Raw genomic sequence first — 26,187 nt, forward strand, 5'->3', positions numbered from 1 at the left:
CACTTTTTTGTCGATAACCCTTTGCGATCTTTAGCGATACACGATCTTAACCAATACATTAAACTGGATGTTTCTTAATGAATGGTCCATATCACTGCTTTTTTGGCTAAACAGCAGGATATATGCCCAAACGAGCTTCGCCTGCGCGTCCGGAAAGATATTTAGTCGGTAAAAATTCGATTATTAAAATTTAACGCTGAATAACAATTGCGTCTAAAGGGCATTATCCCGCCGCAGATATATGTAACAGGGTATTACAAACCCCTTGCCTGACGCAGCCAGATAGTGAACATTACCCGCCGTTTCCCCCTCCCTTAATAACAATAAAGTGAATGCCAGCGGGCATCACGCTTATAAAACTCCTGTTAAATTGGGATGTAAAAAAAGAGGTATATGTGTCGACTGCAAACAATAAACCAGCAGAAAGCGTTAGCCTGAACGCTTTCAAACAACCGAAATCGTTTTATCTGATTTTCTCAATCGAACTTTGGGAACGTTTTGGTTTCTATGGCCTACAGGGCATTATGGCCGTGTACCTGGTCAAAATGCTTGGCATGTCCGAAGCGGACTCCATCACGCTGTTCTCATCCTTTAGCGCGCTGGTTTACGGCATGGTCGCTATCGGCGGCTGGCTGGGTGACAAAGTTCTCGGCACCAAACGCGTCATCGTGCTCGGTACTATCGTACTGGCCGTTGGCTACGCGCTTGTCGCTTTCTCCGGCCACAATGCCGGCATCGTTTATATGGGTATGGCGACTATCGCCGTAGGTAACGGCCTGTTTAAGGCTAACCCTTCCTCCCTGCTTTCCACCTGCTATGAGAAAGATGACCCGCGTCTTGATGGCGCCTTTACCATGTACTACATGTCCATCAACATCGGCTCCTTCTTCTCCATGCTGGCGACGCCGTGGCTTGCCGCGAAGTTCGGCTGGAGCGTCGCATTCTCGCTGAGCTTTGTGGGCATGCTGATTACGCTTGTGAACTTCATGTTCTGCAAAAAATGGGTTAAAGACTACGGTTCCAAACCTGACTTTGAGCCGGTTCACTTCGGTAAGCTTGCTGCCACTATCGCCGGCGTCGTTATTCTGGCGACCGTCGCTACCTGGCTGCTGCACAACCAGGGCATCGCGCGCATGGTGCTGGGCGTGGTTGCGCTGGGCATCGTGATTATCTTCGCGAAAGAAGCTATCGCCATGAAAGACGCCGCGCGCCGTAAGATGATCGTAGCGTTCGTACTGATGATGCAGGCCATCGTTTTCTTCGTGCTCTACAGCCAGATGCCGACGTCCCTGAACTTCTTTGCTATCCGCAACGTTGAGCATGCCATTTTAGGCATCACCTTCCAGCCGGAGCAGTTCCAGGCGCTGAACCCGTTCTGGATTATGATCGGCAGCCCTATTCTTGCCGCTATCTATAACAAGATGGGCGACCGTCTGCCGATGCCGCACAAGTTCGCTATCGGCATGGCGCTGTGCTCCATGGCGTTCCTCGTGCTGCCGCTGGGCGCAAAATTCGCCTCCGAGGCGGGTATCGTTTCCGTAAGCTGGCTGGTGCTGAGCTACGCGCTGCAGAGCATCGGCGAGCTGATGATTTCCGGTCTGGGTCTGGCAATGGTTGCGCAGCTGGTTCCGCAGCGCCTGATGGGCTTCATCATGGGCAGCTGGTTCCTGACTACCGCTGGCGCTGCCATCATCGCCGGTAAGGTCGCCAACCTGATGGCCGTGCCTGAGAACGTTACCGATCCGCTGCAGTCGCTTGCCGTGTATGGCCATGTCTTTATGCAGATTGGTATCGCGACCGCCGTTATCGCCGTGCTGATGTTTGCCATCGCGCCGAAGCTGAACCGCATGACGCACAGCGAAGAGATCGAAACCGCGAAGAAAACCGTCACCGCGTAATGTAGCGGGAAACATTTGATTTTCAGCCGTTAGCTTCACCGCTAACGGCTTTTTTTTTACCTGTATGAGGACTACCATAGGTTATCTTAGCGCCCACAGGAGTTTAGAAATGAAACTGTATTATAAAGCCGGTGCCTGTTCCCTTTCCCCCCACATTATCCTGCGCGAAACCGGCGTTGATTTTTCACTGGTAAAAGTCGATTTAGCGGCCAAAAAAACGGAAGCGGGCGACGACTATCTGGAAATTAACGCCAAGGGCCAGGTGCCGGCGCTGGTGCTTGATGACGGGTCGCTGCTCACCGAAGGCGTCGCTATCGTACAGTTCCTTGCGGATAAGGTGCCCGACCGCCAGCTTCTCGCCCCCGCCGGCAGCATGACGCGCTACCACACGCTGGAATGGCTGAACTACATCGCCTCCGAGCTGCATAAAGGCTTCAGCCCGCTGTTCAACCCGGCCACCCCTGACGAGTACAAGGCGATTGCCCGTAAGGCGCTTGAGAAGAAGCTGCAGTATGTGAATGAAGAGCTCAACGATAAGCAGTGGCTGATGGGGCTGCGCTTTAGCGTGGCGGATGCCTACCTGTTTACCGTACTGCGCTGGGCATACGGCGTTAAGCTTGAGATGAGCGGCCTGAGCAACATCGAGGCGTTTATGGAGCGCATAAAGGCGCGTCCTGCCGTTGCGGCGGCGCTTGCCGCGGAAGGTTTATAGTAAAACGCCCTCGATACGAGGGCGTTATTTTTACAGCTTAACCGCCGTAAAATAGTGTTCAGGCTTCGCAATGCCTTCCTGAGCCGCCACCAGCTGCAGCTCGTACTCGCCCATTTTTTTAGTCATCGCCATCACGTCGTATACCGCGGCGGTAACGTGCTCCAGCGCTTCGCGCAGCGTGGCGCCCTGCAGCAGCTTAACCAGCAGCAGGCCGCTGGTGACGTCGCCCACGCCCACCGGCTGGCGCTCGCCAAAGTCCACCAGCGGACGATGGATATGCCAGGCTTCCTGCGCCGTCACCAGCAGCATTTCAAAGCGATCCTGCTGATAGCCCGCTCGCGCCAGGTGTTTCACCAGCACAATTTGCGGCCCCCGGGCGATAAGCTCGCGTGCGGTGCTCACCGCTTCGTCAACCGAGTTCACGGCGTGGCCGCTTAAAATCTCAAGCTCCAGCAGGTTAGGCGCGATAATGTCGCTTGCGGGCAAAGCGCAGCGCGTATGAAACTCTGCGACGCCCGGCGCCACGATGCAGCCTTTTTCCGGATGCCCCATTACCGGATCGCAGAAGTACTTCGCGTTCGGATTCGCCGCCTTCACCTGACGAACGATGGACAGGATATGCTCGCCCTGCTCGGCCGAGCCCAGATAGCCGCTCAGCACCGCATCGCAGCGCTGCAGCTGACCGATATCCGCAATCCCCTGTACGATGTCGCTGAGGTGGCTGGCAGGCATCACGCTGCCGGTCCACTTCCCGTACTGGGTGTGATTGGAAAACTGCACCGTATTCAACGGCCAGACGTTGGCGCCCAGCCGGCGCATCGGGAATTCGGCGGCGCTGTTGCCCGCGTGACCGAATACCACATGAGACTGGATGGCAAGGATATTTTTCATTTCTAATCCGGATGGAACAACAGCTGTTGTGTGTGGCAAAAATAAAGGGCGCGGATTGCAGTCCGGCGCCCTTCTGGTCTTTCTTAATTACTTCCAGCAGACGAGGCAGTAATTTTTCTTACCCCGGCGCAGCAGGGTGTAACGGTTGAACAGAATATCGCCCCCGGCAAAGGTGTATTCCGGGTCCGCCTGCTTCTCGCCGTTGATGGTAATAGCGTTCTGCGCGATGGTTTTACGCGCCTGGCCGCGCGACGGCTGCAGTTCGGAATCAACCAGCGCCTGCTGCAGATCCGCGCCGCGCTCGAGCTCGACCATTGGCACGCCGTCCTGCGCCAGCTGCGCGAAGTCAGCTTCGGTCAGGTCGCTCAGGTTGCCGTTAAACAGGCTGCTGGTGATGCGCTTAGCCGCCACCAGGCCCTCTTCGCCGTGCACCAGGCGGGTAACCTGCTCGGCCAGCACGTACTGGGCGCGAGGGGCGCTACCGCTGTTTTTGTCCTCTTCTTCCAGCGCGTTGATCTCTTCAAGGCTCATGAAGGTAAAGAACTTCAGGAAGCGGTAGACGTCCGCATCCGCGGTGTTGATCCAGAACTGGTAGAACTTGTACGGGCTGGTTTTCTTCGGATCCAGCCAGACCGCGCCGCCTTCGGTTTTGCCGAATTTGGTGCCGTCGGATTTGGTGATCAGCGGAACGGTCAGACCGAACGCCTGCTGCTGGTGCAAACGGCGAGTCAGGTCGATACCGGAGGTGATGTTGCCCCACTGATCGGAGCCGCCGATTTGCAGCACCACGCCGTGCAGCTTGTTCAGGCAGGCAAAATCGTAGCCCTGCAGCAGGTTGTAGGAGAACTCGGTAAAGGAGATGCCCACGTCATCGCGGTTCAGACGCTGTTTCACCGCTTCTTTATTAATCATCTGGTTAACGGAGAAGTGCTTGCCGATATCGCGCAGGAAGGTCAGCACGTTCATGTTGCCAAACCAGTCGTAGTTGTTGGCGGCGATGGCGGAGTTTTCACCGCAGTCGAAATCGAGGAAAGGCGCAACCTGACGGCGAATTTTCTCGACCCACTCCTGCACCGTATCTTCGGTATTGAGCTTGCGCTCAACGGCCTTAAAGCTCGGATCGCCGATCAGGCCCGTAGCGCCGCCCACCAGCGCTACCGGCTTGTGGCCGGCTTCCTGGAAACGTTTCAGACACAGCAGCGGAACCAGATGGCCCAAATGCAAGCTGTCAGCGGTAGGATCGAAGCCGCAATAAAGCGCGATTGGCCCTTGCGCCAGACGCTGCGCCAGCGCTTCTTCATCCGTTACCTGAGCCACCAGGCCCCGCTCTTGCAATTGTTTTATCAAATTGATGCTTGCCATCAAATTCTCCATGTAGTTACGACTGCACCTTTGCCGGTACACGGCTTTTCGCCCTGTGGCGAAAGGAGTTAATTTCTGAGGGGACATAGAATAAAGCGCCAGCCCACGGAGTGCCAGCGCTTAACGCAATAATTCCTCGGCGTTACGGGGCAAGGCGGTCTATTTTCCAGGCGTCGCCTTCGCGCTGGTATAAAAAGCGGTCGTGCAGGCGATGTTCGCCGCCCTGCCAGAACTCCATCTGCTCCACGCTAACGCGGTAGCCGCCCCAGAAGCTCGGCAGCGGAACGTCGCCCTGCTGGAATTTTTGTTTCAGCTCGAGGAATTTGCTTTCGAGTATGCCGCGCGCGGAAATGCGGCTGGACTGCTTAGAGACCCATGCGCCAATCTGGCTGTCGCGCGGGCGGCTGTGGAAGTATTTCATCACCTCAAGCGTCGACAGGCGTTCCGCGGTGCCCTGGACCATCACCTGCCGGTCCAGCATATGCCAGGGGAAGTGCAGGCTGATGCGCGGATTGTTTTCCAGATGACGGGCTTTACGCGAGCCGAGGTTGGTGTAGAACACCAGCCCGCGCTCGTCGAAATGTTTTAGCAGCACGATGCGCTGATACGGCTGTCCGTGCTCATCCACCGTCGCTACCACCATGGCGGTGGGATCGGCAAGTTTCGCGTCGCACGCCTGGCCAAGCCAGCGTTCAAATAGCTCAAGAGGCCTGTCGGTGAGATCGCGGCGGCGCAGGCCCGCCCTTGGTGTATTCGCGGCGCAGATGCGCAATCTGTTGCAAAGAGTCGTTATCAGACATGACGTTACATCAGGCTAGGATCGGGTGGAACTATTGTGCGCTCCACCTTGATAAATCTCAACGCTTAGGATTTTGTAGCTGGCAGTTGTTGAGCACAACGGTGTCTTTGCGGTAAACGGTGGCGCTGTCGCCTTTGGACCAGAAGACGTAAACGCCGTCCGTATAACGCGCGCCGGAGGCGGACAGCCCCTGGGTCAGCGACAGGTAGTCGTTGTTGTAGACAAAGTTGACCATCTGCTTGTTGTTATTAAGCTTTACGGTAAGCGGCTTTTCATCACACTGGTATTGCAGCGTGTCGGTTTGCATCCGTTCAACGAAGGCGTTGTAGTAGCTGCAGCCGGACAGCAGCACTGGAATGATGGCAACAAGTAATTTTTTCATCTGCATACCCTGAAGATCTTCTTATCCCTGGAGGGGCTCGGCCCTCCCTTTTCTTTGTCAGTGTAGAGACTGTGGGATGAAGATAATTTCAGTTAACTCTGATTATGCAGCGGGTTGGCGGGAAAAATCGCCCCCAGCACGCTCGCCTCGCACGCCCCGGTTACGGAAGGGAGATTGCCCGGCAGGCCGGAGAGGGTGCGGTAGGCAAGCCAGGCAAACGCCAGCGCTTCCATATCGTCGCCGCTGATGCCCGCCTCGTCGGTGGTGCCTACTTCCGTGCCCGGCAGCAGCCCTGCCAGGCGCGCCATTAACAGCGGGTTACGGCTGCCGCCGCCGCATACCATTAAACGTTCGCATCCGCCGCTTAGCAGAACCTGCTCGGAGATAGTCACCGCGGTCAGTTCGGTAATCGTCGCCTGCACGTCTTCGCCGGCAAGCCCCGGAAAGACGCTAAGCTGACGCTCAAGCCAGCCTAAGTTGAAATACTCGCGCCCGGTGCTTTTCGGCGCCGGAGCGGCAAAGTAAGGATCGCTTAGCATCTGCTGAAGCAGCGGCAGAATGACTTTGCCGCTGCTTGCCCACAGGGCGTCTTTATCATACGGCTTGCCCTTTTGCCGCCAAATCCACGCATCCATCAGCATATTGCCGGGCCCGGTGTCGTAGCCTTTCACCGGCTGGCCGGGAATCAACAGCGAAAGATTCGCGATGCCGCCGATGTTGAGCACCATGCGGCGTTCCGTGGGGTGCGCGAGCAGCGCATGATGGAAGGCCGGAACCAGCGGCGCGCCCTGCCCGCCCAGGGCCATATCACGGCGGCGGAAATCGCCCACTACGGTCACGCCCGTTAGCGCGACTATCTGATTATTGTCGCCGATTTGCAGCGTATGCGGCGCACAGCCTTGGGGTTCGTGCCAGACGGTTTGCCCGTGGCAGCCGATCGCCGTCACGTCCGCCCGCGTCAGGCTTTGCTGCTGCATAATAATTTGCACGGCCTGCGCAAAGAGTTTGCCCAGCCGGTTATCAAGCTGGCCGAGCTGGGAAAGGGTAAGCTGCTGGCCCTGGCAGATGGCCAGAACGGCGTTTTTTAAATCCAGGGGAATGGGATGCGTGTAGCTGGCGAGCTGCACGACCAGATGCTCATCGATAGCCGCTAAAACCACATCTATGCCGTCGAGACTGGTGCCCGACATCACGCCGATATAACGACCAGATTTCATCTGCTACTCCTGTAAAACACGCCGGTTAGGGGAAATACTCCACCATAAACTAGCACTCAATACGATGATTTATTAATATTTTTTAACAACATCGCGATCTTAAGCATGCTTGCTTTTCGGCCTGCGCCCAATAAGATTGCCGTTTACTTATGGTTAAGCACGGCTCATATATTATTTTTACATTCACCGCGCTGAACTAAAATGAAATTTTGCATCTAAATACCATATAATTTACCCATGAAGGATGCTCGCTTGGGCGTTTCCAGATGAACAGGAGATTCATAATGATTTCACGCGTATTGGTTGTTTCGCTCGTTGGCTTATCTTTGGCTGGTTGTGTCAATGACAGCTCGCTTTCCGGCGATGTGTATAAAGCTTCTGATGCAAAACAGGTTCAGAGCGTCACCTACGGCACCGTGGTCAACGTTCGTCCGGTTCAGATTCAAGGCGGCGACGACACCAACGTAATCGGCGCCATTGGCGGCGCGGTGCTGGGCGGCTTTTTGGGCAATACCGTCGGCGGCGGCACCGGGCGTTCCTTAGCCACGGCTGCCGGCGCGGTGGCCGGCGGCGTAGCGGGCCAGGGCGTTCAGGGGGCGGTTAACAAAAGCCAGGGCGTCGAGCTGGAAATCCGCAAAGACGACGGCAACAGCATCATGGTGGTCCAGAAACAGGGCACCAGCAAATTCTCTGCCGGACAGCGCGTAGCGATCGCCGGCAGCGGCAACCAGCTGACCGTTTCCCCACGCTAAAAAGAGTTTTATGAAGAGGCCTGTTTAGCAGGCCTCTTTTTTTTGCCTGCCGGCTGCGCAATAAAAAAGCCCCACTTCGGTGGGGCTTTTTTCGGTCGGCTCTCGCTTAGTCCCGCGCCTGGAGATCGATAATATTTTGCTCAAGGCGGCTGATAAGATTCATCAACAGCTTTAGCTCATCCGGGCTGATGCCGGATAAAATTTCTCCACGCGTTTTATCGATCACGTCTTCCATCTCGGTGATGATCGGCGTGGCGCGTTCGGTAAGCTTAATGCGTTTTGCCCGGCGGTCGTTTGCGCAGGTTTGACGCGATATCAGGCCTTTTTCTTCAAGCTGATCGAGCGTTCTGACCAGTGAAGGTTGCTCGATGCCAATCGCTTTGGCCAACTGAATCTGTGACTGCTCGGGCGGCAGCTGATGAATGTTATGCAGCGTTACCCAGTGTGTCTGTGTCAATTCCAGAGGTTTCAGGCGATGGTCAATCAGAGCACGCCAGATGCGTACCAGGCGGGCCAGATCTGATCCTAATGGCGTTTCCAATTTCATCTCCTTATAATTAGCTTGCTAACTTATTATACTGATTTTAGACTATTGTGCAGGCTTTAATTTTTAAAAACAAATTCCTTACTTTTGCTGATGTTATGCGAACAGCTACACTTTAATACCACAACGATGCCCGGGGAAACGGCAGCCGGCCCCCGCTATTTAAAGGATTATCCAACGTGAGCTTCACATTTACCGCCTCGGGCCTGCCCGTCCAGGATTTAATACTAGGCGCATCCATCTACTTTCCCCCGTTGTTTAAAGCGGTGATGCTGGGCTTTTTTATCTGGCTGGTGCTGCATCGTCTTTTACGCGACTGGATGTATTCAGGGGAGATATGGCACCCCACGCTAATGGATTTATCGCTTTTCGCCCTGTCGGTGAGCGCAGCTCTTGTCATTCTGGTCGCATGGTAACAACATGAATTTTAAAACCTTAAAGTACTTTTCCACCCTGCTGGTTTTCGCCGCGGCGCTGATCGTCGGCTGGCTGCTGTGGAATTATTACATGCAATCCCCCTGGACGCGAGACGGCAAGGTTCGCGCCGAGCAGGTCAGCATCACGCCGCAGGTTTCCGGGACCATCACCAAACTGAACGTGACCGACAACCAGTTTGTGAAAGCGGGCGCCGTTTTATTCACCGTTGACGCCACGCCGTACCATATTGCCGAGCTCAACGCCCAGGCGCAGCTCGCCCAGGCGCAGTCAGAACTTGCAAAGGCCAGCAACGAGGCCAGCCGTCGCCATAATCTGCCGCGCAACTACATTTCCGCCGAGGATATGGACACCGCGAATATCAACGTTAAAGCCGCGCAGGCGGCGGTCAAGGCCGCCCAGGCGACGCTTGAACAGGCGCAGTGGCAAATCAGCCAGACCACGGTCAGGGCCCCGGTAGACGGCTGGGTCACCAACCTTTCAACCCGCAGCGGAAACTACGCCACGACCGGCCAGCCCGTGTTTGCCCTGGTGGACAGCCACTCGTTTTACGTGGTGGGATATTTCGAAGAAACCAAGCTGCGTCATATCCAGCCCGGCAACCTGGCGAGCATTATTCTCTACAGCGGCCACCAGCCGCTGTCGGGAAAAGTGGAAAGCATCGGCCGCGCTATCTACGACCAGAGCATTGAAAATGAAAGCGATCTGGTGCCGGACATCAAGCCTAACGTGCCCTGGGTACGCCTCGCCCAGCGCGTGCCGGTACGCATCAGACTCGACGCTATCCCGCAGGGCGTGACGCTGGTTTCCGGCACCACCTGCACCGTCACCATTACGCACTGAGCCCGGCGATGAAACTAAGCTGGCTTGAATGGCACAACACGCCGTGGGGAAAGGCTAACGTCGGGCAGTGGCGCTATGCGCTGCGCAACGCTATCGCGATGTGTCTGGCATTGACCATCGCCTATTATCTGAACCTCGATGAGCCTTACTGGGCGATGACCTCCGCCGCGGTGGTCAGCTTCCCGACCGTCGGCGGCGTGGTCAGTAAAAGCCTCGGGCGTATTGCAGGCAGCTTTATTGGCGCAATCGCGGCGCTGATCGTCGCCGGCAACACGCTAAACGATCCCTGGCTGTTTATCTTTGCGATGGCCGCCTGGCTTGCGCTGTGCACCTGGCTTTCCAGCCATTTCCAGAATAACGCCGCCTACGCCTTTATGCTGGCCGGGTACACCGCGGCCATCATCGCCTTTCCCATGATCGATACCGTTGACTCTACCGGGCTGTGGGATATAGCCCAGGCGCGCGTTTGCGAGGTGGTGGTCGGGATACTGTGCGGCGGCTTTATGATGATGGTGCTGCCCAGCACCTCCGACGGCACGGCGCTGCTCGCCGCGCTCAGAAATATGCACGCCCGGCTGCTCGAACACGCCAGCCTGCTGTGGAAGCCCGAAACCACCGACGCCATTCGCACCGCTCACGAAGGGGTGATTGGCCAGATTCTGACCCTGAACCTGCTGCGCATCCAGGCCTTCTGGAGCCACTACCGCTTTCGTCGCCAGAACAACCTGCTCAATTATCTGCTCCACCAGCAGCTGCGGCTGACAAGCGTGATTTCGGGCTTACGCCGCATGCTGCTGAACTGGCAAAATCCGCCGGAGCGGATCTGGCCGTTGCTCGAAGAGCTGTTGCAGGAGCTGGCGCGCCCGGATACGCATAAATACGACGTTGCACGACTTTTGCAGCAGCTCGCCCCGGTCGATCGCAACGACTATCGCCACCAGGCGTTCTGGCATCGTCTGCGCTATTTCTGCTGGCTGTATCTCGACGGCAGCCGCTGGCTGCGCGAGCTGGAAAACGCCACGCCGGTTTCGGTCCTGACGCCGCCCAAAACGCCCTCGCTTGCGCGCAATACCGATAACGCCGAAGCGGCGTGGAGCGCGTTGCGCACCTTCTGCGTGATAACGGCAACCGGCGCCTGGGGGATCGGCACCCAGTGGGAAGCCGCCGGCGGCGCCCTGTCGCTTGCGGCCATCAGCTGCGTGCTTTATTCGTCCGTCGCCTCGCCGCTTGGCTCTTTAACGCTGCTGATGCGCACCCTGCTGTGGCTGTCGTTGTTCAGCTTCCTGGTCAAATTCGGCCTGATGGTGCAGATAACGGATTTATGGCAGTTCCTGCTGTTTTTATTCCCCTTGCTCGCCACCATGCAGCTTATGAAGCTCCAGCAGCCGAAGCTTGCCGGGCTGTGGGGCCAGCTGATTGTGTTTATGGGTTCGTTTATCGCCGTCACCAACCCGCCGGTTTACGATTTTGCGGATTTCCTTAACGATAACCTGGCAAAAGTTATCGGCGTGGGCCTGTCGTGGGTGGCCTTTTCCGTTCTGCGCCCAAGTTCCGATACGCGCAAAAGCCGCAGGCATATCCGTTCGCTTCGGCGCGGCTTTGTCGACCAGCTCAGCAGCCGGCCGCAGCGCAACGAAAACCAGTTCGAGTCGCTGGTTTATCACCATATCAGCCAGCTGAGCAACAGCAAGGATGAAACGGCGCGACGCTGGCTGCTGCGCTGGGGCGTGGTGCTGCTGAACTGTTCGCACGTGGTGTGGCAGCTGCGCGGCTGGGGATCCCGTTCGGATCCGCTGTCGAACGTGCGGGATATTTGCCTGCATACGCTGCGCGATGTGATGAGCGAACGGGGCGTACAGCAACGCCCGCTTGGGGAAGCGCTGCGGGAGCTGCAAAGAATATGCGATAGCCTGTCCCATCATCATAATCCCGAGGCGCGGGACCTGGCGGGTATTATCTGGCGGCTTTACTGCTCGCTATCGCAGCTGGAGCAGGCGCCGCCTGCCGGTACGCTGACAGGCGGCAAATGATTTATTTGATCACGCCACAGGCGTAGCGCTCGCCTCCGCCGCCAAGCGGTTTCGGCTGATCGGACATATTATCGCCGCCAACGTGGATCATCAGCGCTTTGCCCTTCACCTCAGCAAGGGTTTTCAGACGCGGCGCGGTGACGGGCTCGGTGGCTTTACCGTCGTTATTCACAACCAGTACCGGCAAATCTCCCAGGTGTCCGGCGCCTTCCGGCCCTAAGTGTTTGCCGCTGTGTGCAGGATCGAGGTGCCCGCCTGCGGCTTCCGCGGCGGAGGGTTTGCCATCTTTTAAGGCGGGTTCACAGGTGCCGTTGGCGTGAATATGGAAGCCATGCTCGCCTGGGGGCAGCGTGCGCAGGTCGGGAACTAACTCCAGGCCCTTATCGGTTTCATTAAGGGTTACCTCGCCGACGGAGTCGCCGATACCCTGCGGGGTGACGAGATTCATTTCTACTTTTTCGCTTGCCGCCTGCGCCGCAGCGCAGGTGAAAAGCGCTAATAAAGCCAGATTAAAACGCTTCATGCTACCTCCCGGGTTATCTTTTCGCCTGTTAAGCATAGGCCACAAGCGCAGTTTTCACCGGGAGGCGAACGTTTTTCAGGATTAAGGCACGTCGTAACCCAGCGCCGCTTTACGAATACGGAACCACTGCTGACGGCTCATTTCCACAGACAGGGAGTGGATGGCCGAACGCACGCGCTCGATTTTGCCGGAGCCGATAATCGGCAGCGGCCGCGACGGCAGGCGCATTACCCAGGCGTAAACAACCTGCTCGATGGTTTGCGCGCCGATTTCATCCGCCACGGCCTGCAGTTCGTCACGCAGCGGCTGGAAAGATTCGTCGTTAAACAGGCGGCCGCCGCCGAGGCAGGACCAGGCCATAGGGCGAATGCGCAGCTGCTGGCACTGATCCAGCGTGCCGTCGAGAATTGCCGGCTGGTGAACCGGGGAAATCTCAACCTGGTTGGTGGCAAGGGTAAACGGCAGGCGCGACTGCAGCAGCGCAAACTGGGCGGGCGTAAAGTTAGAGACGCCGAAATGACGCACTTTTCCGCTCTGATGCAGCGCGGTGAAAGCTTCGGCCACTTCGTCAGCGTCCATTAACGGATCCGGGCGGTGGATCAGTAGTAAATCCAGGTAATCGGTAGCCAGTTTTTGCAGCGAGGCTTCGGCGCTGCTGATGATATGGCTGCGATCGGTAATATAGTGTCCCAGAGCGTGAGCCGGATTGGCGGTGGTGGCAATCCCGCACTTCGTCACGATTTCCATTTTCTGACGCAGGTGCGGCACCAGGCGCATCGCTTCGCCGAAGGCCGCCTCGCACAGATAGCCGCCATAAATATCAGCGTGGTCGGCCGTGGTTATCCCTAATTCGACATGCTCTTCAATAAAACTCGCAAGCTGGCGTGGCGACATATTCCACTCCATCAACCGCCAGTACCCCATTACCAGACGTGAAAATTCCGGCCCCTGCGGGGAAATCGTAATGCGCTGTACCATAAAGCATGACCTCAATAATGGATAAATTCTGCGACGGAGTATAACGAGGTTAAGCGATTAAAAAAGTGAGGGTTGCTGCGGTTCTTCGGATGCGGAGGTATGGTTTGCTCGTAACCTGCGCAAAAAACGCTGGCGGCAAAGGCGCAGCACCTCCTGTTTCTGTGCGTCGCTCATTTGCTGCCAGTTAAATCTCTCGTCCCGGCTGCGCATGCAGCCGCGGCAAAAGCCGCGCTCGTCCGACTGGCAGATGCCGCGGCACGGACTTTGAATTGGAAAAAACTCAAGCTGTTCTGGCACTCAGGTTCCCCGTTATCAACCTTCCTACAATTGAAGACCGACAATCGCAGTGTTGCAAGCGAGAGCGGCGATTAATGCCGCCCGCTCTGCCGTGCGGACAAATATTCACGCCCGCCGGTAAATTAAGGTTCCCCTAATCTTCATCCATTAGGCTGTGCGCACGTTCAAAATTAGCAAAAACGATTATGGCCTTCAGCAAAAAGTTACACTGTAACGATGCAAAGTTTAATCTTTGCTGCGCATTCTTCTTCACGTTAATTAACGCGCTCTTTATTCAGCGCAGCTGGCAGATCATCGCTCCCCACTCCCTGCACAACTGGCTGTTTGCGGCCTCCGTTCCCGTGGTGCTGTTCTGCGCCTGGCTGACGATTTTCAGCGTAATCAATATTCCATGGCTGCGTAAGCCGATGCTGGTGCTTCTTGTACTGGGCTGCGCGGCGAGCAACTACTTTATGTACACCTACGGCGCCGTCATCGACAAAAGCATGATGGTGAACGTATTTGAAACCGACTCGCAGGAAGCCGCCGCCCTGATTACCCCGCAGCTGATACTTTGGTTATCGCTGGCCGGTTTAATCCCCGCGCTGATTCTCGCGGCGATTAAAATTAAGCCCGCGCGCTGGTGGCATATTTTTCTCACCCGCGCGGTGGGTGTTTTAGCCGGGCTGCTGGTGATTATTCTGGTCGCCTCCGTCTTTTATAAGGATTACGCCTCGCTGTTTCGCAATAACAAAGGCGTGGTGAAGATGGTGACCCCGGCCAACTACATCAGCGCCATTAGCCGCTACAGCAAAGAGCGCTGGTTTACAGGAGACGAGACGCTGCTTCGCCTCGGCGAAGACGCCCGCAAAGGCCCGCTCATCAGCGGGCAGAAAAAGAAAACGGTGGTGGTGCTGGTGGTTGGGGAGGCGTCCCGCGCGGAAAATTATTCCCTCGGCGGCTACGCCCGGGAAACGAATCCGCAGCTGAAAAAGCAGGGGGTGATTTACTTCCCTGACGCCACCTCCTGCGGCACCGAAACCGCCGTTTCCGTGCCCTGCATGTTCTCGGGCATGCCAAGGAAACAGTACGATGCCGATCTCGCCCGGCACCAGGAGGGCCTGCTGGACGTGATGGCCCACGCCGGAATCAATCTTCTGTGGCGTGAGAACGACGGCGGCTGCAAGGGCGCCTGCAACCGTATTACGCACACCGACATGACGCAGTGGCGGCTGGCCGACCTGTGCAAGAACAAATCCTGCGTCGATGACGCCCTGCTCTACCGGCTGGATAACGTGCTGGACGGCGTGCGGCAGGATTCGGTGATTGTCCTGCACCTGATGGGCAGCCACGGCCCGGCCTACTATCAGCGCTATCCGGACAGGTTCCGCCGCTTCACGCCGACCTGTGACAGCAACCAGATCCAGGACTGCGACCGCCAAGCGCTAATCAACACCTACGACAACACGATTTTGTATACCGACGATGTGGTCAGCCGCACCATCGATCTGCTGAAAGCGCGTGCGGATAAATTCAACACCGCGCTGGTTTACCTCTCGGATCACGGTGAATCCCTCGGCGAAAGCGGCATTTATCTGCACGGCACGCCTTATATGCTGGCGCCTTCCCAGCAGACGCATATCCCGTTCCTGTTCTGGCTGTCGAAGGATTATCAGCAAAACTTCTCGCTCAGCAAGGACTGCCTGATAAGCAAAACGGCGGGCGACAAGGTTTCGCAGGATAATATTTTCTCGACTTTGCTGGGGATGATGGATATTAAAAGTTCCGTATATCAACCGGATATGGATGTTCTGGCCAGCTGCCGCAAGGCATAACCGCCGGGCGGACGCTAAAAACGTTCGCCCGCATCTTGCGCCAGACCGATCGGTCTATTACAGTGATCGCCATGAACAGAAATCCTGCACATGACACTCGTGAACACCTCCTTGCCACCGGCGAGCAGCTTTGCCTGCAGCGCGGCTTTACGGGCATGGGATTAAGCGAACTGTTACGCACCGCGGAGGTGCCGAAAGGTTCCTTCTATCACTACTTCCGCTCGAAAGAGGCGTTTGGCGTGGTGATGCTGGAGCGCTATTACGAAGGCTACAACCAGCGGCTGCATGAGCATTTCTGTCAGGGCGGCGGCAGCTACCGTGACAAACTGCTGGGCTGGTATCAGGAAGCCCTCACCTGGTTCTGCCAGCACAGCCGTTTAATCAGCTGCCTGACGGTAAAACTCTCGGCCGAGGTCTGCGACCTTTCCGAAGATATGCGCGCCGCGCTGGACAAAGGCGCCGCGCAGATAATCAGCCAGCTGGCCAACGCGCTGGAAAAAGGCCAGGCGGAAAAAAGCCTGGTGATTGAGGGCGATACGCTAAGCCTTGCCCAGACTATTTACGCCCTGTGGCTGGGCGCCAGCCTGCAGGCGAAGATTTCTCGTAGCGCGGTGCCGCTGGAAAGCGCGCTTATCTATGTGAATCGTTTAATAGCGGAGCCTGTCTCCTGACGGGCTTTTTTATTTCACCCATTACTAGACGACCGGTCTACTCAAGGATATTACATGTCAGCAGATAAATTATTCACCCCGCTGAAAGTGGGCGCGATTACCACGCCAAACCGCGTATTCATGGCTCCGCTGACGCGTCTGCGCAGCATCGTGCCCGGCGACGTTCCCACCCCGCTGATGGGCGAGTACTACCGCCAGCGCGCAAGCTCCGGGCTTATCATCAGCGAGGCGACGCAGATTTCCGCGCAGGCTAAAGGTTACGAAGGCGCGCCCGGCCTGCACAGCGCCGAACAGATCGAAGCGTGGAAAAAAATCACCGCCGGCGTGCATGCTGAAAATGGCCGCATTGCCGTACAGCTCTGGCACACCGGGCGTATCTCCCACTCCAGCCTCCAGCCAGACGGCCAGGCTCCCGTAGCGCCATCGGCTATTTCTGCCGGCACCCGCACCTCGCTGCGTGACGAAAACGGCAATGCGATCCGTGTCGATACCTCCATGCCGCGCGCGCTGGACATCGAAGAAATCCCGGGCATCGTCAACGACTTCCGCCAGGCGGTAGGCAACGCCCGCGACGCCGGTTTTGACCTCGTTGAGCTGCACTCCGCGCACGGCTACCTGCTGCATCAGTTCCTTTCCCCGTCCTCTAACCACCGTACCGACCAGTACGGCGGCAGCCGCGAAAACCGCGCCCGTCTGGTGCTGGAAGTGATTGACGCCGTGAGCAAAGAGTGGAGCGCCGATCGCATCGGCATTCGCGTTTCGCCGGTCGGCACCTTCCAGAACGTCGACAACGGCCCGGACGAAGAAGCCGATGCGCTTTATCTGATTGAAGAGCTGAGCAAGCGCGGCATCGCCTATCTGCATATGTCCGAGCCGGACTGGGCCGGCGGTAAGCCTTATAGCGAAGAATTCCGCCGGAAGGTGCGCGAGCGCTTTAACGGCGTCATCATCGGCGCGGGCGCTTATACGCCTGAAAAAGCCGAAGATTTAATCGCCAAAGGGTTAATCGACGCGGTGGCCTTTGGTCGTGACTACATCGCAAACCCAGACCTGGTTGAGCGTCTGCACCGCAAAGCCGAGCTTAATCCGCAGCGTCCGGAGTCCTTCTACGGCGGCGGCGCGGAAGGCTATACCGATTACCCAACTTTATAACCCCTTCCATTGATAGCGGCGCGCAAACGCCGCTATACTTATCCCACATTTAAAAAACGTTTTGCGTCTTTAAACGTTTAATTCTAAGAGGATTTTATGCGCTTACTTCACACCATGCTGCGTGTTGGCGATCTGCAACGCTCCATCGAGTTCTACACCAAAGTGCTGGGCATGACCCTGCTGCGTACCAGTGAAAACCCGGAATACAAATACTCCCTGGCGTTCGTCGGCTACGGCCCGGAAAGCGAAGAGGCGGTGATCGAACTGACCTATAACTGGGGCGTGGAAAGCTACGATGCGGGCAACGCCTATGGCCATATCGCCCTGAGCGTGGACAACGCAGCCGAAGCCTGCGAACGCATTCGCAACAGCGGCGGCAACGTCACTCGCGAAGCGGGGCCCGGTAAAAGGCGGCAGCACCGTTATCGCTTTTGTTGAAGATCCCGACGGCTACAAAATTGAACTCATTGAAAGCAAAGACGCGGGCAAAGGCCTGGGCAACTAATTTCCCGGCGGGCGCGTTGTGCGCCCGTTAGCTTCCCTTCCCGAAATTTGCCATAATGCGCGCTGCATTTTCCCCGTATTAAGAGATCCTGATGTCTGACAACACGCAATTGCCTGGCCTGTGCGACCGTTTTCGTGGTTTTTATCCGGTAGTCATTGACGTTGAAACCGCAGGTTTTAACGCCAAAACCGACGCGTTGCTGGAAGTGGCCGCCATTACGCTGAAGATGGATGCGGAGGGCTGGTTGACACCTGATGAAACGCTGCATTTCCATGTTGAACCTTTCGAGGGAGCCATCCTCGAGCCGGAAGCGCTGGCCTTCAACGGTATCGATCCTCACAACCCGTTGCGTGGTGCCGTCAGTGAGTACGAAGCCCTGCACAGCATTTTTAAAATGGTGCGCAAAGGCATTAAGGACAGCGGCTGTAACCGGGCGATTATGGTGGCGCACAATGCCACCTTCGACCACAGCTTTATGATGGCCGCAGCGGAGCGCGCCTCCCTGAAGCGCAATCCGTTCCACCCGTTTGTGACCTTTGACACCGCGGCCCTTAGCGGCCTGGCGCTGGGTCAGACCGTGCTGGCGAAAGCCTGCATCACCGCGGGCATACCTTTCGACAGCAGCCAGGCGCACTCCGCGCTGTACGATACGGAGCAAACCGCCCTGCTGTTTTGCGAAATCGTTAACCGCTGGAAGCGGCTTGGCGGCTGGCCGCTGCCGATGCCGGAAGCGCCGGCGCCTGAACAAAAGCTTTAAAAAAAGGCCGCTTAACGCGGCCTTTTGTTTGCCCGAACCTGATCGGCGCGGCGATTGTCAGCTGGGCCCGCAGGTGGAGAAAAGTTGCGGCTTAACTGCCGTAAACGTTAATGGCGCTGCTTAGCCGTACCGAGCGCAAATTGAGGTTCTCCACCACGGTTCCGGCGTGAACCACCATCTCAGCATTGTTTTGCGTCATAGTACCGATCCGCTCAACGGAGCTGTTGATCAGCGCCAGCGCGCTGGTCTGCTCGCGGGTTGCGTCGCCGATCTCTCTGATTAGCTCCGTCATGCGTACAATTTCCGCGGTCATTTCACTGATATGCCTTTCGGAGCTTTGCACCATGCCGACGCCGGTGCTGATATTCTCCACGTTGCTGTCGATAAGATTTTTTATCTCTTTCGCAGCCGTTGCCGAATGCTGCGCCAGCTGACGAACCTCCGCCGCAACCACGGCAAATCCTCGCCCGGAAACGCCTGCCCGCGCCGCTTCAACCGCTGCGTTAAGCGCGAGAATATTAGTCTGGAAGGCAATACGGTCAATCACGCTGATGATCTCGACGATATGCTGGCTTGCCTGCGCCATCGACTCCATCATGCTCAGCGTATTCTTCATCATCTGCTCACCTTTCACCGCCATCGAGCTTGCCTGTATGGCCATGCGCGTAGTTTCCGCTGAGGTGTCGGCGGTCTGCTTAACGGCGACGGAAATAGCCTCGATGGCGCTTACCGTCTGCTGCAAGTCCGCATAGGTTTCGTCGGTACGCTCGCTCATCGCTTTGCTGCTGGTCGCCAGCTGGCGGGTAATATGGCCGATGCCGCTGATTTGCGTGCTGACATCGTCCACCAGCGACCGCAGGTTCAGCCCTGACTGATTGACCAGGCGCATCATCATGCCGATATCGTCCACCCGGTTAAAATGGAGCAGCTCCGCTTTCTGACCGGAAACAATCTTCTGCATCTGCTGCACGATGGTTCTCACCGGCTTTGCGACCTGGCGCTGCAGGAGTGAATTCATGGCGAGAAATAATCCAGCCGCTATCGACGCCTGCGCAACCGCCCCCAGCCCTGAAAACGGCAGAGCGATGGTGACAAGCGCCGGCAACAGCAGCGTTCCGGCCAGGCGGTTTGAAAGGGACAGGCGCTGAAATAGCGAAAGCGCGCTTTTCCAGCCGCGGCGGACAACCAGCCCTTTATAAAACCGCAGATGCCCGGCCCGCTTTTCCCTTACGGCTTTATACAGCTCTTCGCTGGCCTGTATTTCTTCCCTGCCCGGCACGGTGCGTACCGAGATATAGCCCTTGAGCCGGCCATCCTGATAAACGGGCGTAACGTTCGCCTGCGTCCAGTAATGATCCCCATTTTTACAGCGATTTTTGACCACGCCCGTCCAGCTGTCTCCCTGTTTTAAGGTTGACCACATATCGGCAAAAGCTTCCGCGGGCATGTCTGGATGGCGAATAAGATTATGGGGTTCGCCCAGGAGTTCTTCTTCGTTAAACCCGCTGACCTTAATAAAAGCGGAGTTTGCGTAAGTAATATGGCTGTCGATGTCGGTAGTCGACATTAAAGCCTCGCCTTCATCCAGAAGGAGTTCACGCTGGGAGACGGGGTTATTGGTTCTCATGCAACCCCCGCACGGCTATCCGCGATCGCGCTACGCGCCCGGGGTTATTGCTGAAAATGCTGTCGGTAACGTGGCCGAAAAAGCCGTTGATGAAGTTATTGCCAGCACCGTTTAACGCCGATCGTTCAAAAAACACGGCCGCCTGAGTTAAGTTCAAAAAATACATAAATACCCAATGTTAATATCGGTGCAGCATCCTGAAGCACACCAGATAATCCTTATCGATAATTTATATATCGGTTCAAACGCCGTTATCTGAAATAGTAACGCAAAAAAAATGAAGGGTCAGGAGCCTAAGCCGCGGTTAAAAAAGGGGCGGATTTATGGCTAACTTATTGAATGTCGGCAGGCAAAGCCACAGCTTAAGAAAAAAGCATCAACCGCCTGTCGGCAGCCGTAGTGGGGAGAGGGCATAAAAAAAACCAGCCCCGTAAAGGGACTGGTTTTCAATCAGCTTGCGCGACTTATTCAGCGTCAGGCGTTTCTGACTTGTATTTCTCGGCGGTTTCTTTAATCAGCGTCTGCAGTTCGCCGCGCTGGTACATCTCGATAATGATGTCACAGCCGCCGACCAGTTCGCCGTCAACCCACAGCTGCGGGAAGGTCGGCCAGTTGGCGTATTTTGGCAGTTCTGCGCGGATATCCGGGTTCTGCAGGATGTCCACGTAGGCAAAACGCTCGCCGCAGGCGGACAGCGCCTGTACCGCCTGGGCTGAGAAGCCGCAGCTTGGCAGCTTCGGCGAGCCTTTCATATAGAGAAGGATCGGGTTCTCTGAGATCTGGCGCTGGATTTTTTCGATTGTGCTCATTGTCTTGCTTCCTCAAACCTTTTTACGGCAGTAGCCTGCCATTGTAGCGAGTTGCGCCCCCGGCAGAAAACACCAAATTTCGCATGGTTATTCCCTGACTGCAAAGGCGGCTAAACATGTTTTAAGAATAACACTTTTCACCAGCAGGCAAATCTTCAAAATGCCCCATCTTCGATCAATAAATAGTCTTATAAGCAAATAATTGGTTAATTTTTTTGCGCCTGATAACGAAACCTTATGTCGCAGAGTAAAAGGCTATTAACTTTATGGCTTCTTATAGATTAGAATCGGCTGGTTTCAAAAAATCATACGCAGGCATGGTGGCGTTCACCCTGCCTTCATTTTATCAGGGGATTGTCGAGTGGCGCGGATAACAAAAATCTCTATCACGCTCTGTGCTCTGCTCTTTACCTTGCCTTATACACCTTTGACGCAGGCCTCCGGGCACGCGCGACCTGTTGCCACGCTTAAGGCTCCGGCAGCGAAAAGCCCAACAAAAAGCGCAGCGAAAACCAGCAAGAGTAAAGAAAAGACCAGTTCCATCTCCACCAGCAAGTCCAGCAAGAAAACGTCCGCTCCGGTAAAGAAGAAAGCAGCGGCCGCTAAAAGTAAAACCCTCGCGAAAAACACCAGCAAAAAATCTTCTGTGAAAGGCCTTCAGGCCGCTAAAGTTCAAAGCCCCGTATCCTCCCGGCAGTGCACGAAAGCTCGTAAAGGGCATAAAGCGAAGTGCGTGGCGCTGCAAGGCGACAAAAACCTGACTATTGCCCAGGCGCACAAAATACGGGTGCAAAAAGCGCAGAAGACGGCGATGAATAAGCTGATGGGTCAGATTGGCAAGCCGTATCGCTGGGGAGGCACCTCGCCGCGCACCGGCTTCGACTGCAGCGGGCTGGTTTATTTCGCCTATAAAGATTTAGTTAAGTTCCGCATTCCGCGCACGGCAAATGAGATGTATCACCTGCGTGATGCGGCTTCCGTCGATCGCGGCGAGCTGGAAAGCGGCGATCTGGTGTTCTTCCGCACCCGCGGGCGCGGCGCGGCCGATCACGTTGGCGTTTACGTAGGCAACGGCAAGTTTATCCAGTCTCCTCGCAGCGGTCGCGATATCCAGATTACCTCGCTGAGCGAAGATTACTGGCAGCGCCACTACGTTGGCGCCAAACGCGTGATGACGCCAAAAACCATTCGTTAATTGCGCGTGGGATAAAAGACAAAGGGGGCCGCATGCGGCCCCTTTTAATTAGTGCATTACTGCTGTTAAAGCACCTGCGACAATCAGGCTTAGTACAACTACCGTGGTGATAACGGAAAATTTCAGATCGGTATTCATCAGCAGCTTCCTTTTATTACGCTAAGAATATTACCCTACAAAGAGTATGTGCGAATGATTTTCCCACAAACGGGCGCAAAAATCCTCCTGGATTTAGGATGATATTGGTTTTCCCTCTTCCACTTTGCTAAAAGATAAGCCAAAATCCCTCGCTAATTTACTGCGTGCTATCAATTCAACGCCCTCCTCCCGTTTTATGTCGCATTCCCGACATGCAGCAGCCCAAAAGTTGCCCCAGGAGTCAGGGAACGCAAACGTTTAACAGCCGGATTATCAGGAGTTTACGATATGGCCTGGAGTGACATCTAATGGCAACAATTAAGGACGTGGCGAAGCGCGCAAACGTTTCCACCACAACCGTGTCACATGTTATTAACAAAACGCGCTTTGTGGCGGAAGAAACCCGCAACGCGGTCTGGGCGGCAATCAAAGAATTACACTATTCGCCAAGCGCCGTGGCGCGCAGCCTGAAAGTTAATCACACCAAGACGATTGGGCCTGCTCGCTACCTCCAGCGAAGCGCCCTATTTCGCCGAAATTATCGAAGCGGTAGAAAACAGCTGCTTTGAAAAAGGCTACACCCTGATTCTTGGCAACGCGCATAACAATTTTGAAAAGCAGCGCGCCTATCTGTCGATGATGGCGCAAAAGCGCGTCGATGGCCTGCTGGTTATGTGTTCTGAATACCCGGACACGCTGCTGACCATGCTTGAAGAATACCGCCATATTCCCATGGTGGTGATGGACTGGGGCGAAGCACGAGCCGACTTCACCGACTCGGTGATAGACAACGCTTTTCGCGGCGGCTACCTCGCAGGCCGCTATCTTCTTGAGCGCGGGCATCGCGAGATTGGCGCCATTCCGGGACAAATGGAACGCAACACCGGCGGCGGCCGTCATGCCGGCTTTATGAAAGCGCTGGAAGAGGCGAATATCACCGTGCCCGAGAACTGGATCGTGCAGGGGGATTTCGAACCGGAATCCGGCTATCGCGCCATGCAGCAGATTTTAAACCAGCCGCATCGTCCAACCGCCGTCTTCTGCGGCGGGGATATTATGGCGATGGGCGCGATTTGCGCAGCGGATGAGATGGGCCTGCGCGTGCCGCAGGATATTTCCATTATCGGCTACGACAACGTGCGCAACGCCCGCTACTTCTCCCCGGCGCTGACCACCATTCACCAGCCGAAAGACTCGCTGGGCGAAACCGCGTTTAGCATGCTGCTTGACCGCATCGTTAATAAACGCGAAGAGTCGCAGACCATTGAGGTGCATCCGCGCCTGATTGAACGCCGCTCGGTCGCCGACGGCCCGTTCCGCGACTACCGCCGTTAAGTTGTAGCCTGAGCCTGGGGATCTTCTTCAGGCTCCCTTAGCCATTCCTGATTCATCGTCTCGCTGTCCCCCAGATACTCCAGCAGCCAGCTTAACGCCGGCGACGCATCGTTTTGCCGCCACGTCAGGCAGCAGGCCCGCGTCCGGGAAGGGATTCTCAAGCGCCAGCTCGCGCCATGCCCCGGCCGCAAGCCAGGGTCTGGCGATGTGCGACGGCACCATACCTATGCACAGGCCCGCGCTCAGGCAGTCCGAGCCGGACTGCCAGTCCGGCACCACCACGCGATGCTGGTTATCCAGCAGCCAGGTAATACGTTTGGGCAGCGAGCGGGAGGTATCTTCCAGCACCAGCGAAGGCCAGGCGCGCAGCTCTTCGTCGCTCAGGGCCCCGTCACGTTGCGCAAGCGGGTGCGCTGCGGCCACCACGCAGCGCCAGCTCAGCACGCCCATATCGCGAAACGCATAGCGCCCCCCGACGGGAATAGCCTGCGTGGCGCCAATCGCCACCTCCACCCGCCCGTCCGCCAGCGCGTCCCACACGCCGTTAAACACCTCCTGAAAAACGCGCAGCTCGATGTCCGGGAAATGACGATAGAAATCCAGCACCAGCTGCCGGGTTCGCTCGGGCTTAACGATATTGTCCACGGCGATGGCCAGATGCCCGCGCCATCCATTAGCGATCTGCTGGCACTGCTGCCGTGTCGTCATCATTTTTTTGATAACAGAACGGCCTTCTTTCAAAAAGAAGGCGCCGGCGGGCGTTAGCTCAACGTCCCTGTGGCGGCGTTCAAACAGCGGCACCGCCAGCCAGTCTTCCAGCTGCCGCACCGTATAGCTGATGGCGGAAGGCACCCGGTGCAGCTCCTGCGCCGCTCCGCTAAAACTCCCGTTGCGCGCCACCGCGTCTATGACTTCCAGCGAATATTCAGACCACATATTTGTGCCTGCAAAAAATTTGAATGCAATCTACAAATATTAGCGTTTCACAAGCCACTTTGCACTCCGTAGACTCTCGCCGCTGAAAACCTGCGAATAATTCAAGAGAAAACTATGCAACCATCAAAAGGATTTCTTATCTGGCTGGCTGGTCTGAGCGTGCTGGGCTTCCTTGCCACCGATATGTATCTGCCGGCCTTCGCCGCTATCCAACAGGATTTAAACACCGAGGCCTCCGCCGTTAGCGCCAGCCTGAGCCTGTTCCTGGCGGGCTTTGCCTTTGCGCAGCTGATGTGGGGGCCGATGTCCGATCGCTTCGGCCGCAAACCGGTCCTGTTAGCCGGATTAAGCATTTTCGCGGCAGGCTGCCTCGGTATGCTGTGGGTTGAAAGCGCGACGGCGCTGCTCGCGCTGCGCTTTATTCAGGCGGTGGGCGTGTGTTCCGCGGCCGTAAGCTGGCAGGCCCTGGTGACGGATTACTATCCGGCGAGCCGCGCTAACCGCATCTTTGCCACCATTATGCCGCTGGTGGGGCTTTCTCCGGCGCTCGCCCCTTTGCTGGGAAGCTGGATCCTTAACCATTTCGACTGGCAGGCCATTTTCGCCACGCTGTTTGTCATCACCCTGATCCTGATGGTGCCGACGCTGCGTTTGCGGCCCCGTACACAGCATCACCCGCAGACCGACGACAACCGGGTAAGCTTCCTGTCGCTGCTGCGCTCGCGCGTCTACGGCGGCAACGTGCTGGTTTACGCCGCCTGCTCGGCAAGCTTCTTCGCCTGGCTTACCGGCTCGCCGTTTATCCTTAATGACATGGGCTACAGCCCGGCGGCTATCGGCCTGAGCTATATGCCGCAGACCATCGCCTTCCTGATCGGCGGCTACGGCTGCCGCAGCGCGCTGCAAAAGTGGCAGGGGAAACAAATGCTGCCCTGGCTGCTGGCGCTCTATACCCTGAGCGTATTCGGCACCTGGGCCGTCGCGGTCAGCGGCCATGCAAACCTGACCCTGCTGCTTATCCCGTTTTGCGTCATGGCGATGGCGAACGGCGCCATTTATCCCGTCGTGGTCGCCGCGGCCCTGCTGCCCTTCCCGCAGGCGACCGGCAAGGCCGCCGCGCTGCAAAACACGCTGCAGCTTGGCTTATGTTTCTTCGCAAGCCTGGTGGTTTCCTGGCTGGTCGCCACGCCGTTGCTGACCACCACCAGCGTCATGTTAGCCACCGTCGCCATGGCGATTCTGGGCTATCTGCTCCAGCGCCGCAGCCGCGCGCGAAACTGGCAGGCGGCGCAGGCCTCCTCCTCGCGGATACGGTAACCCGGGCGATAATGTAAAAAAAACGTAATTAGCTTGCTAACGATAAAGCATTGAATCATCAGATTTACAGGCATATACTCGACAGCGGCTCGATTATTATCACTATAATGAATGTATTAACGGGAGCCTGCGTGCTCCCGTTTGACTTTGGATAGTCATTATTACGGGCGCCGGCCCTTTTCTCTGTTCTACGTCGGATATCAGGCACACGGATTTTTCCGTGCGATTTCTCACATACCCGAAATAGCGTCTACGCTGTTTTAAGGTT

At 56.5% G+C, this 26,187-nt stretch carries 23 protein-coding genes and 4 pseudogenes; 14 read left to right on the forward strand and 13 right to left on the reverse strand.

The annotated features are described in order from the left end of the window. Positions 1-395: 395 nt before the first annotated feature. A complete protein-coding gene (gene dtpA, locus WLO32_RS11110) occupies positions 396-1,898 on the forward strand; it encodes a dipeptide/tripeptide permease DtpA (protein ID WP_435945245.1) in 1,503 nt (500 codons plus the stop codon). Between the two features lie 109 nt (positions 1,899-2,007). Then, on the forward strand, positions 2,008-2,610 hold the full coding sequence (gene gstA / locus WLO32_RS11115) for a glutathione transferase GstA (protein ID WP_435945246.1): 603 nt from the start codon (positions 2,008-2,010) through the stop codon (positions 2,608-2,610). Between the two features lie 30 nt (positions 2,611-2,640). Here the strand turns inward: gstA and pdxY are convergent, their stop codons facing one another. The 5 genes and pseudogenes from pdxY to anmK all read right to left on the reverse strand — a co-directional run bounded on the left by pdxY (position 2,641) and on the right by anmK (position 7,261). Further along, complete coding sequence (gene pdxY, locus WLO32_RS11120; protein ID WP_435945247.1) at positions 2,641-3,501, reverse strand: pyridoxal kinase PdxY; 861 nt, start codon at positions 3,499-3,501, stop codon at positions 2,641-2,643. A gap of 87 nt (positions 3,502-3,588) precedes the next feature. Then, positions 3,589-4,863: a tyrosine--tRNA ligase gene (gene tyrS / locus WLO32_RS11125; RefSeq protein ID WP_435945248.1), complete on the reverse strand. Its 1,275-nt coding sequence runs from the start codon at positions 4,861-4,863 to the stop codon at positions 3,589-3,591. A 142-nt stretch (positions 4,864-5,005) separates the two neighbouring features. Beyond that, positions 5,006-5,663: pseudogene (gene pdxH / locus WLO32_RS11130) on the reverse strand (pyridoxamine 5'-phosphate oxidase). 57 nt (positions 5,664-5,720) lie between these two features. Further along, on the reverse strand, positions 5,721-6,050 hold the full coding sequence (mliC, locus tag WLO32_RS11135) for a C-type lysozyme inhibitor (RefSeq protein WP_435945249.1): 330 nt from the start codon (positions 6,048-6,050) through the stop codon (positions 5,721-5,723). Positions 6,051-6,136: 86 nt separating this feature from the next. Continuing rightward, the gene (gene anmK / locus WLO32_RS11140; RefSeq protein WP_435945250.1) at positions 6,137-7,261 is read right to left on the reverse strand and encodes an anhydro-N-acetylmuramic acid kinase; all 1,125 of its coding nucleotides are present in this window, start codon (positions 7,259-7,261) and stop codon (positions 6,137-6,139) included. 284 nt (positions 7,262-7,545) lie between these two features. Between anmK and slyB the strand changes: the two genes are divergently transcribed. Further along, complete coding sequence (gene slyB / locus WLO32_RS11145) at positions 7,546-8,013, forward strand: outer membrane lipoprotein SlyB (protein WP_435945251.1); 468 nt, start codon at positions 7,546-7,548, stop codon at positions 8,011-8,013. Positions 8,014-8,119: 106 nt separating this feature from the next. Here the strand turns inward: slyB and slyA are convergent, their stop codons facing one another. Next, positions 8,120-8,554: a transcriptional regulator SlyA gene (slyA, locus tag WLO32_RS11150; RefSeq protein ID WP_435945252.1), complete on the reverse strand. Its 435-nt coding sequence runs from the start codon at positions 8,552-8,554 to the stop codon at positions 8,120-8,122. 182 nt (positions 8,555-8,736) lie between these two features. On the opposite strand from slyA, the gene WLO32_RS11155 reads away from it, so the two are divergent. Genes WLO32_RS11155 through WLO32_RS11165 form a run of 3 tightly spaced genes read left to right on the forward strand, consistent with a single transcriptional unit; the run spans position 8,737 to position 11,865 of the window. After that, entirely contained in the window at positions 8,737-8,973 is a 237-nt protein-coding gene (locus WLO32_RS11155) for a DUF1656 domain-containing protein (RefSeq protein WP_435945253.1), read from the forward strand. A 4-nt stretch (positions 8,974-8,977) separates the two neighbouring features. Then, positions 8,978-9,835 (forward strand): efflux RND transporter periplasmic adaptor subunit, encoded by an 858-nt coding sequence (locus WLO32_RS11160; RefSeq protein ID WP_435945254.1) that lies wholly within the window; start codon positions 8,978-8,980, stop codon positions 9,833-9,835. A gap of 8 nt (positions 9,836-9,843) precedes the next feature. Beyond that, positions 9,844-11,865 carry an FUSC family protein gene (locus WLO32_RS11165; RefSeq protein WP_435945255.1) on the forward strand — a complete coding sequence of 674 codons (2,022 nt, stop codon included), beginning with the start codon at positions 9,844-9,846 and terminating at the stop codon, positions 11,863-11,865. A gap of 1 nt (position 11,866) precedes the next feature. Here the strand turns inward: WLO32_RS11165 and sodC are convergent, their stop codons facing one another. The 3 genes from sodC to WLO32_RS11180 all read right to left on the reverse strand — a co-directional run bounded on the left by sodC (position 11,867) and on the right by WLO32_RS11180 (position 13,663). Next, positions 11,867-12,388 (reverse strand): superoxide dismutase [Cu-Zn] SodC, encoded by a 522-nt coding sequence (sodC, locus tag WLO32_RS11170; RefSeq protein WP_435945256.1) that lies wholly within the window; start codon positions 12,386-12,388, stop codon positions 11,867-11,869. Positions 12,389-12,469: 81 nt separating this feature from the next. Continuing rightward, entirely contained in the window at positions 12,470-13,366 is an 897-nt protein-coding gene (locus tag WLO32_RS11175) for an aldo/keto reductase (protein ID WP_435945257.1), read from the reverse strand. A 57-nt stretch (positions 13,367-13,423) separates the two neighbouring features. Beyond that, entirely contained in the window at positions 13,424-13,663 is a 240-nt protein-coding gene (locus WLO32_RS11180) for a DUF1289 domain-containing protein (RefSeq protein ID WP_435945258.1), read from the reverse strand. Between the two features lie 185 nt (positions 13,664-13,848). On the opposite strand from WLO32_RS11180, the gene eptA reads away from it, so the two are divergent. The 5 genes and pseudogenes from eptA (at position 13,849) to rnt (ending at position 18,562) form a co-directional block, all read left to right on the forward strand. Continuing rightward, a complete protein-coding gene (gene eptA, locus WLO32_RS11185; protein ID WP_435945259.1) occupies positions 13,849-15,477 on the forward strand; it encodes a phosphoethanolamine transferase EptA in 1,629 nt (542 codons plus the stop codon). Between the two features lie 71 nt (positions 15,478-15,548). Next, on the forward strand, positions 15,549-16,148 hold the full coding sequence (locus WLO32_RS11190; RefSeq protein ID WP_435945260.1) for a TetR/AcrR family transcriptional regulator: 600 nt from the start codon (positions 15,549-15,551) through the stop codon (positions 16,146-16,148). 54 nt (positions 16,149-16,202) lie between these two features. Continuing rightward, on the forward strand, positions 16,203-17,300 hold the full coding sequence (locus WLO32_RS11195; RefSeq protein WP_435945261.1) for an alkene reductase: 1,098 nt from the start codon (positions 16,203-16,205) through the stop codon (positions 17,298-17,300). A 96-nt stretch (positions 17,301-17,396) separates the two neighbouring features. Continuing rightward, positions 17,397-17,805, forward strand: a pseudogene (gene gloA, locus WLO32_RS11200) (lactoylglutathione lyase). Positions 17,806-17,896: 91 nt separating this feature from the next. Continuing rightward, a complete protein-coding gene (rnt, locus tag WLO32_RS11205; RefSeq protein WP_435945262.1) occupies positions 17,897-18,562 on the forward strand; it encodes a ribonuclease T in 666 nt (221 codons plus the stop codon). Positions 18,563-18,653: 91 nt separating this feature from the next. Here the strand turns inward: rnt and WLO32_RS11210 are convergent, their stop codons facing one another. Both WLO32_RS11210 and WLO32_RS11215 read right to left on the reverse strand, forming a co-directional pair. Continuing rightward, entirely contained in the window at positions 18,654-20,189 is a 1,536-nt protein-coding gene (locus tag WLO32_RS11210; protein ID WP_435945263.1) for a methyl-accepting chemotaxis protein, read from the reverse strand. A 464-nt stretch (positions 20,190-20,653) separates the two neighbouring features. Next, positions 20,654-20,998 (reverse strand): Grx4 family monothiol glutaredoxin, encoded by a 345-nt coding sequence (locus WLO32_RS11215; RefSeq protein ID WP_121268754.1) that lies wholly within the window; start codon positions 20,996-20,998, stop codon positions 20,654-20,656. Between the two features lie 361 nt (positions 20,999-21,359). Here WLO32_RS11215 and WLO32_RS11220 point away from each other — a divergent pair, with 361 nt between their 5' ends. Beyond that, entirely contained in the window at positions 21,360-22,193 is an 834-nt protein-coding gene (locus tag WLO32_RS11220; RefSeq protein WP_435945264.1) for a C40 family peptidase, read from the forward strand. Positions 22,194-22,241: 48 nt separating this feature from the next. Here the strand turns inward: WLO32_RS11220 and WLO32_RS11225 are convergent, their stop codons facing one another. Next, a complete protein-coding gene (locus WLO32_RS11225; RefSeq protein WP_435945265.1) occupies positions 22,242-22,331 on the reverse strand; it encodes a YnhF family membrane protein in 90 nt (29 codons plus the stop codon). A 308-nt stretch (positions 22,332-22,639) separates the two neighbouring features. On the opposite strand from WLO32_RS11225, the pseudogene purR reads away from it, so the two are divergent. Beyond that, a pseudogene (purR, locus tag WLO32_RS11230) lies at positions 22,640-23,666 on the forward strand (HTH-type transcriptional repressor PurR). Here the strand turns inward: purR and punR are convergent. Further along, positions 23,663-24,602 (reverse strand): annotated as a pseudogene (gene punR, locus WLO32_RS11235) (DNA-binding transcriptional activator PunR). The pseudogenes purR and punR overlap by 4 nt on opposite strands. Before the next feature lie 114 nt (positions 24,603-24,716). On the opposite strand from punR, the gene punC reads away from it, so the two are divergent. Further along, positions 24,717-25,919, forward strand: coding sequence for a purine nucleoside transporter PunC (gene punC / locus WLO32_RS11240; RefSeq protein ID WP_435945266.1), 1,203 nt, complete (start codon positions 24,717-24,719; stop codon positions 25,917-25,919). Positions 25,920-26,187 lie beyond the last annotated feature (268 nt).

It is taken from the genome of Dryocola mayonis, from assembly GCF_051307045.1.
Taxonomy (GTDB): domain Bacteria; phylum Pseudomonadota; class Gammaproteobacteria; order Enterobacterales; family Enterobacteriaceae; genus Dryocola.

Coding starts and splice junctions, on each gene's coding strand:
- gstA (WP_435945246.1), top strand. CDS start 2,008: ATGAAACTGTATTATAAAGCCGGTGCCTGTTCCCTTTCCCCCCACATT.
- pdxY (WP_435945247.1), bottom strand. CDS start 3,501: ATGAAAAATATCCTTGCCATCCAGTCTCATGTGGTATTCGGTCACGCG.
- tyrS (WP_435945248.1), bottom strand. CDS start 4,863: ATGGCAAGCATCAATTTGATAAAACAATTGCAAGAGCGGGGCCTGGTG.
- mliC (WP_435945249.1), bottom strand. CDS start 6,050: ATGCAGATGAAAAAATTACTTGTTGCCATCATTCCAGTGCTGCTGTCC.
- anmK (WP_435945250.1), bottom strand. CDS start 7,261: ATGAAATCTGGTCGTTATATCGGCGTGATGTCGGGCACCAGTCTCGAC.
- slyB (WP_435945251.1), top strand. CDS start 7,546: ATGATTTCACGCGTATTGGTTGTTTCGCTCGTTGGCTTATCTTTGGCT.
- WLO32_RS11160 (WP_435945254.1), top strand. CDS start 8,978: ATGAATTTTAAAACCTTAAAGTACTTTTCCACCCTGCTGGTTTTCGCC.
- WLO32_RS11165 (WP_435945255.1), top strand. CDS start 9,844: ATGAAACTAAGCTGGCTTGAATGGCACAACACGCCGTGGGGAAAGGCT.
- sodC (WP_435945256.1), bottom strand. CDS start 12,388: ATGAAGCGTTTTAATCTGGCTTTATTAGCGCTTTTCACCTGCGCTGCG.
- WLO32_RS11175 (WP_435945257.1), bottom strand. CDS start 13,366: ATGGTACAGCGCATTACGATTTCCCCGCAGGGGCCGGAATTTTCACGT.
- eptA (WP_435945259.1), top strand. CDS start 13,849: ATGGCCTTCAGCAAAAAGTTACACTGTAACGATGCAAAGTTTAATCTT.
- WLO32_RS11190 (WP_435945260.1), top strand. CDS start 15,549: ATGAACAGAAATCCTGCACATGACACTCGTGAACACCTCCTTGCCACC.
- WLO32_RS11195 (WP_435945261.1), top strand. CDS start 16,203: ATGTCAGCAGATAAATTATTCACCCCGCTGAAAGTGGGCGCGATTACC.
- rnt (WP_435945262.1), top strand. CDS start 17,897: ATGTCTGACAACACGCAATTGCCTGGCCTGTGCGACCGTTTTCGTGGT.
- WLO32_RS11210 (WP_435945263.1), bottom strand. CDS start 20,189: ATGAGAACCAATAACCCCGTCTCCCAGCGTGAACTCCTTCTGGATGAA.
- WLO32_RS11215 (WP_121268754.1), bottom strand. CDS start 20,998: ATGAGCACAATCGAAAAAATCCAGCGCCAGATCTCAGAGAACCCGATC.
- WLO32_RS11225 (WP_435945265.1), bottom strand. CDS start 22,331: ATGAATACCGATCTGAAATTTTCCGTTATCACCACGGTAGTTGTACTA.
- punC (WP_435945266.1), top strand. CDS start 24,717: ATGCAACCATCAAAAGGATTTCTTATCTGGCTGGCTGGTCTGAGCGTG.